The organism is Xanthomonas sp. SS, assembly GCF_014236835.1.
GTDB lineage: Bacteria > Pseudomonadota > Gammaproteobacteria > Xanthomonadales > Xanthomonadaceae > Xanthomonas_A.
Genome location: NZ_CP051190.1, coordinates 2,064,549 through 2,080,171, shown reverse-complemented (window position 1 = coordinate 2,080,171; position 15,623 = coordinate 2,064,549). Strand labels below are relative to the sequence as shown.

The window sequence follows — 15,623 nt, the reverse complement described above, 5'->3', positions numbered from 1 at the left end:
AGCGCTGCGGCGCACGGCGAAACGCATCGGCCCGCCAGTCCAGCTTGAGCAAACCGGCGATGCCGGCGCGCGAACAATGAATGACGCGGGCGAGTGCCGTCCATTCGTTGCCCATACCACGCGCGTAACGGCCACGGCCGTGCCGGTGCAAGTGTCGGTGTCGTCCGCGACAAACGGGCGCATACATCGCAAGAGCCGCTTTCGCCCATAGATCATGGACAAGCACCATTTCAGTCAGAGCCACGGCTTGTGCACCGTAGGACAGCACAAGCCAATGCTTCGCAACCTGCCCGCGCTCTGGGCGCTGCCATGACGGCACCATGCGGGTTTGGATATGCAATCGCGCAGCAGGCGGCACGCGTACAACACGCGTAGCCACATGCAGGAAACAAGCGAACGTCTGCATCAGCGAGAAAATCTGCACTCCCAAGCCCGACAGCGTCAGCCGTCCGGAAGAAGAACGGCGCTTACGCTGCCTGTCATGCAGGCAGCGGAACTGGAGAATTCCGCGAAGGTTACATGCCTTCCAGGCACACCATCGCGTAACCCGGCAGCTGCAGGCCACCCTCGACCTTGCCTGGGTCGATGCCAGGTACTGCCAGCTGTCGCCACTGCCCCTCGGGCAGCGCCACGTCGGTGGCTTGCGCCGACAGATTGAACGCCAACAGCAGCGTCTGCTGCGCATGCCGGCGCTGGAACATCAGCGCCGGCTCGGCGGTCTCGACGAACACGATATCGCCTTCGCGCAAAGCCGCATGCTGCTTGCGCCAGGCCTGGAACTGCTGGAACGCGATCAACACCGAATGCGGATCGGCCAACTGCGCCGCCACCGACTGCGCGCGATGCACTGGCGCCACCGGCAGCCACGGCTTCCCGTCGCTGAACCCCGCTTGCGCGCTGCCGTCCCATGGCATCGGCGTACGACATCCATCGCGGCCCTTGAAGCTCGGCCAGAACGCGATGCCATACGGATCCTGCAAGGCCTCGAACGGCACCTCGGCCTCGCCCAGGCCCAATTCCTCGCCTTGATAGACGCACACCGAACCGCGCAACGAGCACAGCAGCGCGATCAGCAGCCGCGCGAACGCAGGCGTCTGCGTGCCCCGCCCCCAGCGCGTCACCGCACGCTGCACATCGTGGTTGGAAATCGCCCAGCACGGCCAACCTTCGGTCATCGCCACTTCGAGACTCGACACCGTCTCGCGGATGTAGCGTGCGCTGAAATCGTCGGTCAACAGTTCGAAGCTGTAACCCATGTGCAGATGCCCGGCCCGCGTGTATTCGGCGGTGGTGGCGAGCGAATCCTCGGACGAGATCTCGCCCAGGCTCACCGTTCCGGGATAGCGATCGAGCAGACCGCGCAGCTTCTGCAGGAACGGCAGATTCTCTGCCTGCGTGTTGTTGTAGTAGTGGTACTGGAACGCATACGGATTGTCGGGACTGAAGCCCCGCCCCACCCGCTTCTCCAGAGGCTTTGGCGGATTGTCCCGCAGCAACGGATCGTGGAAGCAGAAATTGATCGCATCCAGCCGGAACCCGTCGACTCCGCGCGCAAGCCAGAACTCGACATTGTCCAACGTGGCCTGCTGCACCTCGGGGTTGTGGAAGTTGAGGTCTGGCTGCGACGACAGAAAGTTGTGCAGGTAGTACTGGCCGCGACGCGGCTCCCACTGCCAGGCGACACCACCGAAGATCGACATCCAGTTGTTCGGCGGCGTGCCATCCTCGCGCGCGTCCGCCCAGACATACCAATCGGCCTTGGGATTGTCGCGGCTTTGGCGGCTTTCCTTGAACCACGCATGCTCCACCGACGTGTGGCTGAGCACCTGATCGATCATCACCTTCAGACCCAGCGCATGCGCCTTGGCCAGCAATCGATCGAAATCATCCATCGTGCCGAACAGCGGATCGACCTCGCGATAGTCGGCGATGTCGTAGCCGAAATCGGCCATCGGCGACTTGAAGAACGGCGAGATCCAGATCGCGTCCACGCCAAGCGATGCGATGTAGTCCAGCTTGCGCACGATGCCGGGAAGATCGCCGATGCCATCGCCGTTCGCATCGAGAAAACTACGCGGATAGATCTGATAGATGACGGCACCGCGCCACCATGGAGCCTGAGTCATGCAACGCCCCCCTTCGGGCAGAGATCACGTGTGCAGTGGGCACACGGAAAGCCGCGTTAGGGTAACGTCGACGCACGAATTGCAGTCACTCCTGCATACGTATTCACATCCAATGGCATGCACGGACTTTGTCGACACCAGCCGTAATATCCACACACCACTAAGGATCGAGCACGAAGAACATCAGATATCATCATCTACAGAAGATCGTTGAATTGATGCCATCAAGTAGTAACAGGCAAGCCCGAAACCGGCACAAAAAACTAGCCCCGAAATACTGCCTAGCAACCAGCGCCGTCATCGCCAAGCAATCTTTTTGCTGCAGCGAGATGCTTCAATGCCGTTCCCGAAGAAGCTCAAGCCATTTGCAGCTCGTTTTGCAACGAATTTCAAAGCCACCAACAGAAAAATATTTTTTATCCTGCACTTTCAATAACGAATGAACGATCCACGCCAGGAAATTAACGGCACGGAACCATTTCCACCCGGGACCTCCCGGCAAGACAAGACTAATACTTTCTAAAAACAGGATCACTACAAGACGAGTAAACCACCGAGCACTCTTTTGATTTATTTTTCTGCCCACATCTCTTTAATGCATTTTTAGCCGATGCCTTTAACGTACTTCCGACGCCTGGAGAAGTGAGGCCTGCAACGGGGCGATTATCAGAATAGGGAGAAGCAAGTGATGCACACTGATTAGCATACCAAAGTGTAACTTTGCATTCCTTGGAGCCCAAAGATTTACACTGCGCTATGGCTTCACGTTCTGCCGCCTCTTGACTTCCTTTCTTTTCAGCGACACCTATATTCCCAATACCTTCAATATCAGATGCAATAGCACCATATTTGGTAATCCATTCACCCGATGGCGTGGGCGGCGGCGGCTCAGCATAGTATTGAGTTGGGCCACATTGAGCACTTCCGGGTGCGACGCCAGTGGGGCAAGCAGTTTGCGACAAGGCGTCACCCCAGACAAAAAGTAAAATTAGAGGAAGAAAGCGGCACATAACCAAAACCTCACGTCAACTTATACAATCAAACAGCTGGATCTTGCCTGGGACGATTAGCTGCCCCCATAAATCCTGACTGCCCAATATTCGTATTATTTTCGCCACCAGCAATGCGTGCACCCTGATTACTATTCACATTGTCAGATTGTTGCCCGGTGGGATCAGAAGGTCTGGGTGGAACATAAGACCCGCCGGGTCCTGCCGGCACCGCGCCACCACCACCCATCGCCGAGTACGGGCTGAACTGGCCGAGCACGCCATGGAAGAACGCAGCCGTCATCGGGGGCGCGGCACAACCATTGTCGCCATTACCAAGCCCAATTCTCTTTGCTGCAAGGCCATAGCTGACGTCTTCACCATTGAAGTTGAAGGCGCTGCTCGTGCCACTTGCTACGGGAGCAGCTATTCATTCCAACCAATATGTCATCTACCCACCAACTGGGCAAATAGCACAAGTGGCACTGCCACTCGAAAGGATGGCTAAAGACCAAGGCGCTAATTCTGCTAATGGATGAGCCCGGCAATGCAACCGAGGTGGCGTGAAATCAAGTAATTCTACGAGATGCGACTTTCACTTAAAATCAAGCAGACAGCATTCAAAAAATTCAATCTACCAACCCGTTCCAAATCTCATAATAGCGAATAATTTAGAAATTCCAAAAAACAAATAAATCATAGAAATATTTTACAATTTACCAAGCCCCACCCAGCAAATCGAAACACAGCAAACAAGACATCATCCAAATCAATATTTATGAAAAACAGGCTGACTGCACCCAGAATATATAATTACGCAACTATCCACATTAGACGAATTATACTTCATGCATGCAGATTTTGCCGCCTGTTGCGCGACAGAACTGTCCTTTCCAGACCTCGAAGCCGGATTTCCCTTAGCGGGCGAACCATTCTGGTATGGAGAAGCGATAGCTGCGCACTGATTTGCGTACCACATGTCGACCTTGCACTGCCCCCCACCAAGAGACTTGCATTGGGCCAGCGCCTCTTGTAGCGCATCCTCTTTCGATTCCTTTTTTTCCGCAACTCCGATGTTGCCTGTTCCGGTCGTATCACTAGCAACAGCTCCCCATTTCGTCTCCCACTCACCAGATGGCGTAGGAGGCGGCGGTTCTACATAACCTGCAGGACCAGGTCCACAGAGAGCACTACCAGGAGTTACGCCCGTGGGACAAGCTGTTTGAGCTTTGGCAAAAAAGCTAACTGACGAAATTATTACCAACAAAAATGAATTTGAAAAAAAGCATAACTTATTCATATATTCAACCTAAATCTTGATTCCGAGGTCGATTTGCAGCCCCCATAACTCCAGTAGAACCTGAATCGGTCGCGGAAGGATTCATAGCGACTCGCGCACCTTGCCCTTGCTGTTGCCCAGAACTCACTTCTGAAAGATTGTTATTTTGAGCCTGAGGAGTCGGAGGGACGAAGGAACCACCCGGCCCAGCCGGCACCGCGCCACCACCACCACCCATCGCCGAGTACGGGCTGAACTGGCCGAGCACGCCTTGGAAGAACGCTGCCGCCATCGGGGGCGCTGTCACAACCAATGTCGTCATCACCAAGCCTAACCCTCCTTGCTGCAGCGACATGCTGCTGATGCCCTCGCCGGAAAGGCTCCAACCATTTGAAGCCCATTTGGTAACGAATGCCAAAGCCACGGCTCCCACCACTTTGGTGGTGATCGCGACCATCACGCTCAATACCGACAACGAAAAAACCGTACCGATTCCGTAGTACAGCCATTTGCTGAAGAGCTGCTTCGTGGCATTGAATAGCAGACACATGATGAACAGCGGCCCAAAACCGATGAACAGCGCCATCGCGATCTTGTTCAGCAGCAGCATCGAGCCGGCGACCACGCCCGGTCCGGCGATGCCCAGACCCATGAACCAGCGCGCGCGGGTCTTGTCGTCCTCCTGCTCCTTGTTGCCGGCCGCTTGCAACGCATCGATACTCGACAATGCCGTCTGCATGAGCAGAAGGTTCTGGTCGATCTTGTCGTAGGGACTGTCGTCATCGCCAGTGACCACCTGGGTGATCTCCTTGCTCAGTCCGTCGGTCAGCGTCCAGTACAGCTTGGAGGAGCCAGTCGCCATGCTGGTTGCCAAGGCGATGATCAACGTGGCGCGCAGCGCTGTCACCACCATCGCCATCGCCGAATCGCGCGCCTGGCCCGTCGCGATGCGATACCCCTGCAACAGGATCCACAAGGTCAGCACGGTCAATGCGATGGCACCCATCCACATCGTGGTGCGCTGCAGAAGCGCCCATTGGAAGATGTCGATCTCGTCGCGCAAATAATCATTGATCAGCGAAAAGAACGCATAGTTGGCCATGTTGCCAAGAAAGGAGCTGAGCGCCCCGCCAAGTGCGGCATCCATAAAACCGGTGGTCGTGTTAAACATGTTGGATCTTCCATGCGGGCGAAGTGGCACCCGAACCTGTGTTCAATTCGGAGATGGGCTTGGGCGGCACATCCATGCACAATGAGCGAGCGACATATCTCAAGCCGTTTCGCTTCACTTTTCGAGGCTCAGCGTCTGCATCCCGGACGGCTTGCTGCTCTTGACACCCTCGAGCGCTCCCTTCATCACCATACCCGCCACAGATGCCTTGGCCAGGTCGGCGATCGGACCAGGCCAGTCATTGAACCAACCGTTCGGGTTCTTCTTCTTGCCCTTCATCGCGGCGTCGGTCTGGTCGGCCTGCTCTTTCTGCAGATACTTGAGCCGGATCTCGTACGCGAACATCGCAGATTCCATCTGCTGACGGTCGATATCCATCAAGGTCTTGAGCGCGATCAGCTTGTTGGTGTTGTCCTCCAGCTTGCCGATCTCGTTTTCTGCGATGTTATTGCGCTCTTTCTCCAGATCGCGAAGACGCTGCAGCCGCTTGGTGGTGATCTCGTACATGGCAACCATGTAGTTGTACTGAGCGTTCCTGGTCTTCTGCATCAGCTCGCAGTTGGTCTTTTGCTCGTCTGAGACTGGTGTGCCCTGGGTTCCTGCACAGTTGGCGATGCCGTAGTCATCCTCGACTTTCTTCGGCTTGGTATCGCCATCTTTCAGCGCCTCAACCTCTTCGCCGCTGGGCTTATCCCCAGAGGGCTTGGGGCCGATCTGGTTGTCCTCGCGGATATTGTCGAGCTTCTTGTCGAGCGTCTTGGTGTTTTCCTTGTTCTGTTTGATCTGCTCGTCGTCCTGCACCCACCACTGTGCGAACGCGGTCGACGGCGCCAACGCGAACATAACGCAAGCAATCGCCAGCAAACGGAATCGAGCGAAGGATTTCATATTGTTGTCCATATAGACCTCACATCTAGTCATGTAGAACGAAACGATCTTTCAGGGATGCATCGATCAAGCGAGCGCCGCGGTGCCCTTACTGTCGGATGCAGAAGGCCTATTGGCAGACTTGCCCGACCCCTTGCGCTTGGCATAGAACTCGCTGAGCCACTGCTCGGGCCGCAAGTCATCCTGCGTCACCCCGTGCTCGGCCGCTTTCTGCTCGAGCACCTGGTGCATGATCTCGATGTTGTCGGTGGATGCCGAAATGACCGACAGCGCGTCGTCCATGCCGCGCAGGTTGAGCTGGCATACCGACGAGCCATGGCCCTGCTTGACCAGGAAGCAACGCGAGCGCTCGTCCAGATTGACGACCACCTGGTACTCGGCCTCGGTCAGCTTGAGGCCCTCCATGTAGTCTTCCTTGCTCGCATTCGGGTTGGGCAGCAGGATCATCGTGGCGGTCTGCTCGACCAGCGCCGCGGAAATATCGCTGGCCAACGCATCTTCCGGACTCTGGGTGGCGAAGATGCCCAGGCCGTTCTGCTTACGGATGGTCTTCTGCTTGTTCTTGGCGAATTCCTTGAGACCACCCTTGCCGTCCAGGATCTTCCAGAACTCGTCCATCACGTAGATCAGCGGACGCCCGTCGATCAGTGCCTCAAGCCGGTGCAACAGGTAGTTGATCACCGGTACGCGCACTTCCGGGTTGTCGATGACATCGGTGTAGTCGAAGCCGATGATGCTGGCCTTTTCCAGGTTGATGGTATCGACCGGATTGTCGAACACCCAACCCAGCGAGTTGCCTGCGGTCCATTTGCGCATGCGCGCATAGAGGCCGTCGTCGCCCATGTTGGGCAGGCTCTTGCGGAAATTGGTCATGCTGCGCAGCTGCACCGGCGTATCCAGCATGCCCTCGACAGCACGAAAGATGTCTTCGTCGTCGCGCGAGCTGTACTCGGCCTTGCCTGCGAGCACCTTGATCAGGTCCGCCAGGAACTGCACGTTGGCTTCGCTGCGCTCGCACTGGAACGGATTGAAGCCGGTGGGGCGACCATTCTCCAGCGCGAGATAATTACCGCCACAGGCGCGAACGAAGATCTCGGCGCCGCGGTCCTTGTCGAAGAAGAAGATCGTCGGGATCGGATCGAACTTCTGCACCTGGCTGAGCAGGAAGTTGATCAATGCCGTCTTGCCGGTACCGGACTTGCCGATGACCATCGTATTGGCGATCGCCTTTTCGCCCAGCGAATTCTCCGCAGGGTGCGTGGCATGGAAATTGAAGTAGTACGGCTGGCCGTTGGTAGTCTGCAGCGTGGTGACGCAATCGCCCCACGGATTGTTGTCGCGCTTGCCCTGCGCGAAGTTGTGCAACGGCGACAGGCCGAGGAAGTTCAGCGAACTCACGTTCGCCAGACGGGTGCGATAGCGCCAGTTGCCGGGAAGCTGCGAATAGAACGACGAGGCGATGGCCAGGTCTTCCTTCGAAGACACGAAGCCGGCATTGGACAGTTCGGCGCGCGTGGTCGCGATCTGTTGCGACAGCTTCTCCTGGGTGTCGGCGTAGACCGCAATGGTGAAGTGGTACTCGCCGAGCACGAAATTGCCCGACGACAGCTGATCCATCGCCAGGTCCAGCTCATGGATCTGGCTGACCGCCTTGTCGCCGGACGAGATCATCATGCCCTTGGTCCGATCCAGCACCTTCAAGGCGTCGTGACGCCCCATCGGGCTGAAGGAATGGGTCACCACGTACTCGAAATCCAGGTACTTCAAGCCATTCAGGATGCCGGGATAGGTCCCGTCCGTGTATTCCTTGATATTCAGGATGGCACCGAAATGATTGGTGCCTTCGGGTGTCTTGATGACGAAGTCGCCGGTCTTGTTGGCGAACATATGCTTGCTCACCGGCAGGTATGCAGGCACCGGCGCCTGCAGGACCGGCACCGGCTCGTCGATCCGGTTGATCAGATAGCCGAAGAATTCCAGCGCCTCGGAAAAGACGACGCCGTTGCTGGCCTCGTACATGCTCAGCCGATAGGGCGAGTAGTCCTTGAGCACGGCCTCGACGTTACCGGCCAGCTCCACGATCTTGGCAACGGACTGATCCTGCTCGGACTGCAGTTGGGCCAGGTTGGCCGACTTTTCCATCAAGCGCTTCCCGGTGACCACCGGACGATACAGCATGGTCAGATACAGCTCGTTCTGCATGATTTTCTGCGACGAGAGCGCGCTGTAGTACTGATCCGACAACTCTTGGTTGAACGTCTGCTGAAACTTGCCGCGAGACTTGATGCGCCGGCGACGCCGCACGTCGTGCACCCAGAAGGCCACGTTGGCGAAGTCGGGAGCGCGCAAGGTCTGAAGCATGCGGTTGAAGGTGTTGTGGCGGTGCTCGATTTCCCACTCTTCGCGGCCGACGAAAGGCAGCCCGCCCAAATGCCAGGTCAACATGTAGTCCCCACCCGTCGTCTTGAGCACCGATGGTGCTACATGCGTAGAGACGGGAATGAACTCGCTGATCGAACTGTCTGGGATGAACATAGGGAATTACTCTGAATCCATTTCGTCTTGCCAAGGCCCAATTCGGACGAACCGGGAGTAGTCGAACGCTTACCTATCTACAAAAATTTATGCAACACGGTAAAACCGAACAACCCCATGCACGAAACGACTCGTTCGTGCATGGGGTTCAGGCACTGGCACAATGCCGAACTTACCGCTTGGCGCCAGGCACGTTTCTCCGATATTCGTTGGGAGAAAACACCCAGGCGCCGGAGTAGCGCTGCAGGTTGCGCACACGCATCCTGAACAACCAACGCAGCCCAAGCATCCTGAATATCATCTCGTCACGCTTGGTCATCTGCTGCAACCCAAAGATAATCACCGGGATCGACAACAGATACCAAAGGTCGAAGTACATTCCCGCCAGCAAGCCGCCACCTGCGCCGATGAAAAAGGGGATGTAGGGCACCCCCATGAACATGGCGGGGCGCGTGCAGCCACGGAAAAGTACGTTTTTATGCATAGTGCTGCAGCGCCTGCTGGACGAGATTCATGGTCGTGGCCGAGCAGGTGGAACCGGTATCGCCGATCAGCATTTTGGCCAGTTGTCCCGCGGTTCCGATGATGAGGCCACCGATCAGGATCGACGCCACCTCCGAAATGCGCTTGTGCGCGAACGCGATCTGGTAGCCGGCGATGATGACGGCGATGGTCACGACCGCGATCGAGCCCATGTTGAGCAGATTGTTGGTCTTGGTGAGGAAGCCGCAGACCTTGCCGTCGGTACCGGCGTAATCGGTCGCGCCCGTCGCCATCGCCGCACCGGCGACCAGCAACGAACCTACGAAAATGGCGGCCTTCAGCGCGGCCATGCCGGCCATCTTGGCGCCCGTGGTCATTTCGCTCTTCTTAGACATCATGGTGTATCTCCTGATTGGAACAGAGGGGTGGTGATCGAAACGCCATTCCCATGGCGGTGCTGCTTCCCTACGCTAGAAGACAAAGGCGCCATCGCCGGGGGCCAGCGGTGGCGAATTCAAGCTCGGGACGGCCGGCTCTGCGGAACCACCAAGGGCCGAACCCCTGGCCACAGATGCTTGCGAAGCTGGATCGGCTCCGCCACCAGCAGGCACCGCCACTCCTTTGCCGGCGCTTGTAGGGCGTATTACATACAGTTCCGCATCGGTTTCGGCCGCTTGACCCATTCGCACTGCGGAGGCATTCGACGCTGCACTGGAAAGCTGCGCTGCTGGATGCACTTGAGCAGGCGCTGCAGCCGCAGCCGGATAAGGTTGGACCTGGGCAGCCAGACCGTTGGCAAGCTGGTTGGCGCCTGCGATGCGGCGCGAGACGACCGAGTCGATTTCACGGACGACGGATGCCTTGGCGGCCTGGGCAGGTCGGCCAGCGCCATTCGGCACGACAGCGATGGCATCGGCGGACGCGACGGCGAGCGCCCTGCCCTGATTGATGGAAGCGTAAACCTTCTGCACATAGCCGTGCTTGTAGCCGGTCTCGAAATTGCCCGAGTAATAGCAGCTGAAGGACTTGCCCCAGTTGCCGCCGGAGCGGCCATAACACTCGGCCAGAATCCGTGAGGCCGCCTGCAGGTTGGGGCAGGTCTTGAACGCCTTCTCGTACGAATCGAGCCCATACTTGAGCAGGTTGTAGCGGTTGACCTGGCCCAGGCCGAGAGAAAAATTGTAACCCTTGTCTTCGAGCATCCGTGCCGTGGCGACGGCCTCGGAGAGATTCTGCGGTTGGCGCACCAGGCGGCCACCGACGACGCCGATCGCGAACGGATTGTGCGACGATTCGACGCGCACGACGTGCTGCATCACTTCAGCCGGAACTGCCATTTCGGGACAGCTCAGTAGTTCCATGCCTGGCAACATGCCGTCATTCCTCCTATATCCGTCGACTATTGGCCTGAGAACCATACAGCCGCAGATCACGCAAATTAATAGTGTCTGAAGAGAAAATCAAAGTCAATCCAACATCGCTTCAGCAATCACTTTCGTGAACAAATTCACTTGCTTCCATGAAGGGTCCGTTCCGGATCGAAATCGATACCCGTGATATAGCGACGCCCCGCATGCGACTTAATATGCACCACGATATCGATCGTCATCATCAGCAGGCGCTTGATCACCGAGAACTCAAGCCCCGAACCCTCGGCCGATGCCTTGACCATCAACGCGAGCTGATCCCAGGTCTGGCCGATGCTGCCTGCGTGGCAACTGGTAATCGAACCCGGATGGCCGGATGCGCAGTTTCTGATGAAGTAGAACGATTCGTCGCCACGCAACTCCGCCAGGATGATGCGATCGGGCTTCATCCGCAGGCAAGCCTCCATGCAGCTTTTCGCCGTCACGTTACTGGCACTTTGTCCACCTTTCGAGTAGAGCAAATGCACGGTATTGGGCTGGCTGATGAACAACTCGCGCGCGTCCTCGATCGTGACCAGGCGCTCTTCGTTGGGAATATGGTTCACAAGCGACTTCATGAACGTGGTCTTGCCGCTACCGGTGGCGCCGGCGACGACGACGTTCTTCTTGAACAGCACGGCCTTCTTGAAGAACTCCGAATAATTGCGCTGCCTGCGCAGTTCCAGTAGTTCGTGATCCTGCTCGCCGATGCCCGCTTCCTGCTCGAGGATCTCCTTGAAGAAACCGTCCTCCTGGTACTGCTCCAGGGTCTTGGTGTGCTTGGACGGCAACCGGATTGTGATCGACACCTTGCCCGCGTCGCACGCAGGCGGGATGACGAATTGCGCGCGCTGCCCGGTCGGAAACGTAAGCGACACGACCGGATCGGTATCGGTAATGCGCTGACCCGTATTGCTCTCGTTGACCACCGCGGTGCAGAACTGGCGCGCACGATCGAAGGTCAGCGACGGAATATCGAGTTTCTGCCAACCGCGCAGCGTTTCCAAGTACAGCTCACCGGGGCGGTTGATGCAGATTTCCGTCACTTCCGGCGAATTCAGATAATCCAGGATGCCCAGCACCGAGTACTGGTAATCCAGGAAATCCGAAGATATCTGCGCGGTCGGTGAATCGTCGAGCGTCACGGGATTGTCTCTTCGCTGTCAGCGGGTGAGCACGGCAGAGAAATCGACGTCTTTGGCGACATAGACGCTGACCACGGTGCCTTGGTTGATCGTCACCGTGGCAGGACGGCGTCCCGAACGCTCCAGCGCTTGGTCGGCCATGCGCTGCACCGCGCGCGCCGTGTTGCTCTCAAATGGCTGCTCGGTCACCAGGCCGGAGTTGAGACCGACCGTCGTGGTCTTCGGACCATTTTCGGCTGCCGCCCATTTGAACGCATCGCTGAGCATGCTGATCATCAGGGCGGAAGAGATACGGCTGGCCCAATGCGCGTTGTACTTGCCCGGATGACCCGAGCTACCGAGATTGTCGATACCAGGCCCCATCAGCGACACGTCGATACCGGTGGGCGTGGTGATCCGATCCCAGATGACCTCCATGCGCGGCCCGGTCGGTTCAACCGAATCGTACTTACCCAACAGCTTGGAGCCCTTCGGCAACAGCAAACGCCTGCCGTTGATGGAGTAGACCGGCTCGGTGATGATGCAGGAGGTGAAGCCCGCGAAATCGCTTATGATCCGCGTCTCGAGCACGCACCGGATATAGGTGCCGCGCACCAGCAGGCCATCAGGGTTGGCGATCGGCTTCGCCGAGGTCTCCTGTTCCTGTCCCTGGCCGGCGCCGGGCTGCTGCGCGCCAGGAGGCAGTATCCCGCCAAACCCTTGCTGACCGCCGCCTACCTGCGCCGGATCCTGCATCCCCGCCATGCGTCGCTCGAGCAGCGACGGACCGCGTTCCTGTTGCGCAGCAGGCGCGGTACGGATGTCGTTATCCGTAGGCATCGGCGGCAACGGCGGCAGGGTCTGCTCCTGCGCCAAAGGCACAGGTTCGGCCGGCAACGGCGCCGCTGTCTGCGGAAGCGCAGGCGCCACCACAGCTTCCTGGCGCGGCTTCGGCGGCGGCTCTTTCGAGTCGTTTCCGCCGACCAGCCAGAAAATGGCCACGATCAGCAGCAACGCGATGCCGCCCAGGAACAGCAGCGCCTTCCGGTTGAGCTTCTGCAGGTCGCTGGACCTCAGAACCGGCTCGTTGGCATCGAGATCGGGATCCGCCGTTTGTTGTTGCCGGGCGAAGTAGGGATTTTCCTTGCCCACATCCCCGCCTTGCGGAGAACGAGGAGGCTGGCCCTCGTTGTGGCCGTTATTTTCGTCAGACGGAGGTATGTTTGAGTTCACTTTTGCTTATTCCTACGCAAGCCGACAACGTTCTTGCCGTGGCGAACAACCAGGAAAGGATAGGTCCCGTGGACGATCAGCGTATTGCCCTCGACCGTCGTGTTGACCAAGAAGTCCTCGTCATTTTCCTTTTCGCGCGCAAACACGGCCGGGAAATTGCCGGTGGGGAACCTGGTGAGATCCATCTTGATATAGGTGAACTTGCCGTCGTCGTACACGCTGTTGGGCACGATCCAGGTCTGCTTCGAGCGCGTCGAATAGTCGTAATCGAAGTAGTAGTGCCTGTCCTTGGACAGCCTGGTATCGATCTGCGACTCGTCCTTCACTTCTTCGCTGGCAGCAGCGAAGCTGGTGTCCTTTGGATAGACGAAGGTCACCTTGTACTGGACGCCGGCCTGCTTGGCTTGCTCAAGCCGCTGCCAATCGGTCGCCACGACCTTCAATTCCAGAATGTAGGAATGGGTCGCGGTGCGGATCATCATATTGGTGTCGACGTCGACGTTCTTCGGCTTCAGATAGAAGACGTTCTCGCGACGACTCAACTCCCAGCCACTGGTGAAACCAGTGCTGTAATCGAGGATCTTTTCGTTCGGACTCAGCTCGACCTGCGTGGTGATGCCGAGTCCGGTACGCACCTGGTAGATCTTGTCCGCTTCGTACTCGTATTGCTGGACAACCTGAGCGGACGCGAGCGGCGCAACCAAAGCCAGGGCCGCCAGCGCCAGACGCGCCGAGCCGTTTTTAGTCATGAAACTCATCTAACGTTCGCTCCATTGCCATTGTTCTGAGGTGCAGCGTTGGGCACGGGCGCTGCCTGGGTGGGCTGTGTGCCCGGATACACAGGCACGCCGGCAGCGTTCATTACCGGAGCCTGCTGCTGAGCGGGTACCGTTCCATTGACACCCGGCGCACCAGGTTGCGCCATCGGCTGGCCCGGCACCTGACCTGGCATGACCTGCTGCTGGCCTGCGGGCATGGCCTGGCCGACGGGTGCCGCCTGCACTGCCGGCGCCTGCAGCGCCGCCGGCGGCGGTGCAGGAATCGAGGCATAGTCCGTGTCGACGCGGTAATCGGTCACCTGAAAACCCAGTGGATTCTCTACTCGCAGGTTATCGGACATGGCCAGATTGCCGTTATAGCGGAACCCCATGATCGCGAACCGATTGTCCAGCAGCGTGGTCTGCCCCGACTTCTTGTCGTAGATGCTGCGCTGGAAGCGGACATTGGCCCCGGTATAGGGCTTACCGGCGCCACCCTGCAAGGTGATGCTCAAGATGTTTACGCGAATGGACCTGACCTTGCCATAGATGAAATAAGGCGCCGACGGATTGTTCTGCGAATGCAGCGCCCGATACTCGTTGGCAACCGCGCCATCTTTCTCCGACATCGCAAAGACGGTGTTCCAGTCGTTGAGCCCCATCATCTCGAAATCGTAGGATTCGCGAGCGGTGATGAAGCGCGACACATTGCTTCTGGCCAGCGCCTCGCTTGCAGTGATGTTGCGCACATCGCCAGTGTTCTGCAGAACTGCGACCGTTGCAGTGCCGGTGTAGGCATCGGCCATCACCAGGTACGGGGTCTTCTCCTTCAACGGCAGCATGTAGTAATAGCCACCGCCCAGCAGCAGGCACATGACGATCGCGCCGAACGCGACCCACCAGGCACGGCGCTCGCTGCGCCGCGCCAGATCAGCGATGCTGACCTCGTAGTTGACAGCCTTTGCAACCGCCTTGTTGACGCTTTCGCTCTCAACTGGTTTTTTACCGAACATCAGACTTCACCAGGTTACGTAATGTGGCTGCGGAGGCACATGGATGGCCCCCGAAAGTAAAGTCACTTCGCGTTGCCGTCGCCGGCCGGGGCCGCGGTCCCGCTCAGCGAAGACGATGGCTGCACGAGAATGCGGTTGCCGGCAGCGGAGACGGTGACGCCTTCCTGCGCATAGACCACGCTGAGTTCGGCGACCGCCTGCTGGATGCTCGTGGTGTTGATCTTGGCCACCGGCGCATAGAGCGTGTAGTCGGACTGGATGCTGTAGCTCAACTGCATGTTCGAGTCCTTGGCCCAGCGCTCGAGCATCGTCTTCAGGGTGCCGTCCATCGGCACCGCCTGGTACACGTACGAGGAATACAGCGGGATCTCCATCGTCGACTCGGAGAACCGGTTGACCGGCTTCCACCTGCCGCGGAAATCAGGCGCCGGCCTGGTGGCACAGGCGCTCAGCAGCGCAACGGCGCTCAGAGTGGCGATCATCCGAAACATATGCGTTCTTTTCACGCGAGCCTCTAAATTGCGGAAACGTTTTTTGATGGACGGCCGGCAAACGGCCGACGGTCTGAGAACTGCAGGTTTCGCCACAGGGACGGCACGGCGCGACGCACAGCCGGCG

Annotated in this window: 14 protein-coding genes and 1 pseudogene; all 15 read right to left on the bottom strand. The window is 58.2% G+C overall.

Annotated elements, in window-relative coordinates; translation table 11 throughout:
* Nucleotides 1–515: 515 nt before the first annotated feature.
* On the bottom strand, nucleotides 516–2,126 hold the full coding sequence (locus tag HEP74_RS08495; RefSeq protein ID WP_185816051.1) for an alpha-glucosidase: 1,611 nt from the start codon (nucleotides 2,124–2,126) through the stop codon (nucleotides 516–518).
* A gap of 509 nt (nucleotides 2,127–2,635) precedes the next feature.
* Nucleotides 2,636–3,136 (bottom strand): DUF4189 domain-containing protein, encoded by a 501-nt coding sequence (locus tag HEP74_RS08490; protein WP_185816050.1) that lies wholly within the window; start codon nucleotides 3,134–3,136, stop codon nucleotides 2,636–2,638.
* A gap of 222 nt (nucleotides 3,137–3,358) precedes the next feature.
* Nucleotides 3,359–3,487: pseudogene (locus HEP74_RS22110) on the bottom strand (type IV secretion system protein); the annotation flags it as partial.
* Between the two features lie 397 nt (nucleotides 3,488–3,884).
* Nucleotides 3,885–4,415 carry a DUF4189 domain-containing protein gene (locus tag HEP74_RS22105; RefSeq protein ID WP_185816049.1) on the bottom strand — a complete coding sequence of 177 codons (531 nt, stop codon included), beginning with the start codon at nucleotides 4,413–4,415 and terminating at the stop codon, nucleotides 3,885–3,887.
* Nucleotides 4,416–4,419: 4 nt separating this feature from the next.
* Nucleotides 4,420–5,541, bottom strand: a complete 1,122-nt coding sequence (locus tag HEP74_RS08480; RefSeq protein WP_185816554.1) for a type IV secretion system protein — start codon at nucleotides 5,539–5,541, stop codon at nucleotides 4,420–4,422.
* Nucleotides 5,542–5,679: 138 nt separating this feature from the next.
* Entirely contained in the window at nucleotides 5,680–6,453 is a 774-nt protein-coding gene (locus HEP74_RS08475; RefSeq protein WP_185816048.1) for a hypothetical protein, read from the bottom strand.
* Nucleotides 6,454–6,519: 66 nt separating this feature from the next.
* Nucleotides 6,520–8,988, bottom strand: a complete 2,469-nt coding sequence (locus HEP74_RS08470) for a VirB4 family type IV secretion/conjugal transfer ATPase (protein WP_185816047.1) — start codon at nucleotides 8,986–8,988, stop codon at nucleotides 6,520–6,522.
* Between the two features lie 172 nt (nucleotides 8,989–9,160).
* The gene (locus HEP74_RS08465; protein WP_185816046.1) at nucleotides 9,161–9,472 is read right to left on the bottom strand and encodes a VirB3 family type IV secretion system protein; all 312 of its coding nucleotides are present in this window, start codon (nucleotides 9,470–9,472) and stop codon (nucleotides 9,161–9,163) included.
* Nucleotides 9,465–9,866: a TrbC/VirB2 family protein gene (locus HEP74_RS08460; RefSeq protein ID WP_185816553.1), complete on the bottom strand. Its 402-nt coding sequence runs from the start codon at nucleotides 9,864–9,866 to the stop codon at nucleotides 9,465–9,467. Before HEP74_RS08460 ends, HEP74_RS08465 begins: the two co-directional genes overlap by 8 nt.
* A 75-nt stretch (nucleotides 9,867–9,941) precedes the next feature.
* Nucleotides 9,942–10,844 carry a lytic transglycosylase domain-containing protein gene (locus tag HEP74_RS08455; RefSeq protein ID WP_255427914.1) on the bottom strand — a complete coding sequence of 301 codons (903 nt, stop codon included), beginning with the start codon at nucleotides 10,842–10,844 and terminating at the stop codon, nucleotides 9,942–9,944.
* 134 nt (nucleotides 10,845–10,978) lie between these two features.
* Nucleotides 10,979–12,022, bottom strand: a complete 1,044-nt coding sequence (virB11, locus tag HEP74_RS08450) for a P-type DNA transfer ATPase VirB11 (protein ID WP_179565404.1) — start codon at nucleotides 12,020–12,022, stop codon at nucleotides 10,979–10,981.
* A gap of 18 nt (nucleotides 12,023–12,040) precedes the next feature.
* Nucleotides 12,041–13,234: a TraB/TrbI/VirB10 family type IV secretion system protein gene (locus HEP74_RS08445; RefSeq protein ID WP_185816045.1), complete on the bottom strand. Its 1,194-nt coding sequence runs from the start codon at nucleotides 13,232–13,234 to the stop codon at nucleotides 12,041–12,043.
* Complete coding sequence (locus HEP74_RS08440; protein ID WP_179565408.1) at nucleotides 13,231–13,992, bottom strand: TrbG/VirB9 family P-type conjugative transfer protein; 762 nt, start codon at nucleotides 13,990–13,992, stop codon at nucleotides 13,231–13,233. Before HEP74_RS08440 ends, HEP74_RS08445 begins: the two co-directional genes overlap by 4 nt.
* The gene (locus tag HEP74_RS08435; protein ID WP_185816044.1) at nucleotides 13,989–15,005 is read right to left on the bottom strand and encodes a VirB8 family type IV secretion system protein; all 1,017 of its coding nucleotides are present in this window, start codon (nucleotides 15,003–15,005) and stop codon (nucleotides 13,989–13,991) included. Before HEP74_RS08435 ends, HEP74_RS08440 begins: the two co-directional genes overlap by 4 nt.
* Before the next feature lie 62 nt (nucleotides 15,006–15,067).
* Complete coding sequence (locus HEP74_RS08430) at nucleotides 15,068–15,496, bottom strand: hypothetical protein (RefSeq protein ID WP_179565412.1); 429 nt, start codon at nucleotides 15,494–15,496, stop codon at nucleotides 15,068–15,070.
* Between the last annotated feature and the right edge of the window lie 127 nt (nucleotides 15,497–15,623).

What these genes read in the sequence shown, in the direction of transcription:
- HEP74_RS08495 (WP_185816051.1), bottom strand. Translation starts at nt 2,126, where the DNA reads ATGACTCAGGCTCCATGGTGGCGCGGTGCCGTCATCTATCAGATCTAT.
- HEP74_RS08490 (WP_185816050.1), bottom strand. Translation starts at nt 3,136, where the DNA reads ATGTGCCGCTTTCTTCCTCTAATTTTACTTTTTGTCTGGGGTGACGCC.
- HEP74_RS22105 (WP_185816049.1), bottom strand. Translation starts at nt 4,415, where the DNA reads ATGAATAAGTTATGCTTTTTTTCAAATTCATTTTTGTTGGTAATAATT.
- HEP74_RS08480 (WP_185816554.1), bottom strand. Translation starts at nt 5,541, where the DNA reads ATGGATGCCGCACTTGGCGGGGCGCTCAGCTCCTTTCTTGGCAACATG.
- HEP74_RS08475 (WP_185816048.1), bottom strand. Translation starts at nt 6,453, where the DNA reads ATGAAATCCTTCGCTCGATTCCGTTTGCTGGCGATTGCTTGCGTTATG.
- HEP74_RS08470 (WP_185816047.1), bottom strand. Translation starts at nt 8,988, where the DNA reads ATGTTCATCCCAGACAGTTCGATCAGCGAGTTCATTCCCGTCTCTACG.
- HEP74_RS08465 (WP_185816046.1), bottom strand. Translation starts at nt 9,472, where the DNA reads ATGCATAAAAACGTACTTTTCCGTGGCTGCACGCGCCCCGCCATGTTC.
- HEP74_RS08460 (WP_185816553.1), bottom strand. Translation starts at nt 9,866, where the DNA reads ATGTCTAAGAAGAGCGAAATGACCACGGGCGCCAAGATGGCCGGCATG.
- HEP74_RS08455 (WP_255427914.1), bottom strand. Translation starts at nt 10,844, where the DNA reads ATGTTGCCAGGCATGGAACTACTGAGCTGTCCCGAAATGGCAGTTCCG.
- HEP74_RS08440 (WP_179565408.1), bottom strand. Translation starts at nt 13,992, where the DNA reads ATGAGTTTCATGACTAAAAACGGCTCGGCGCGTCTGGCGCTGGCGGCC.
- HEP74_RS08435 (WP_185816044.1), bottom strand. Translation starts at nt 15,005, where the DNA reads ATGTTCGGTAAAAAACCAGTTGAGAGCGAAAGCGTCAACAAGGCGGTT.
- HEP74_RS08430 (WP_179565412.1), bottom strand. Translation starts at nt 15,496, where the DNA reads ATGTTTCGGATGATCGCCACTCTGAGCGCCGTTGCGCTGCTGAGCGCC.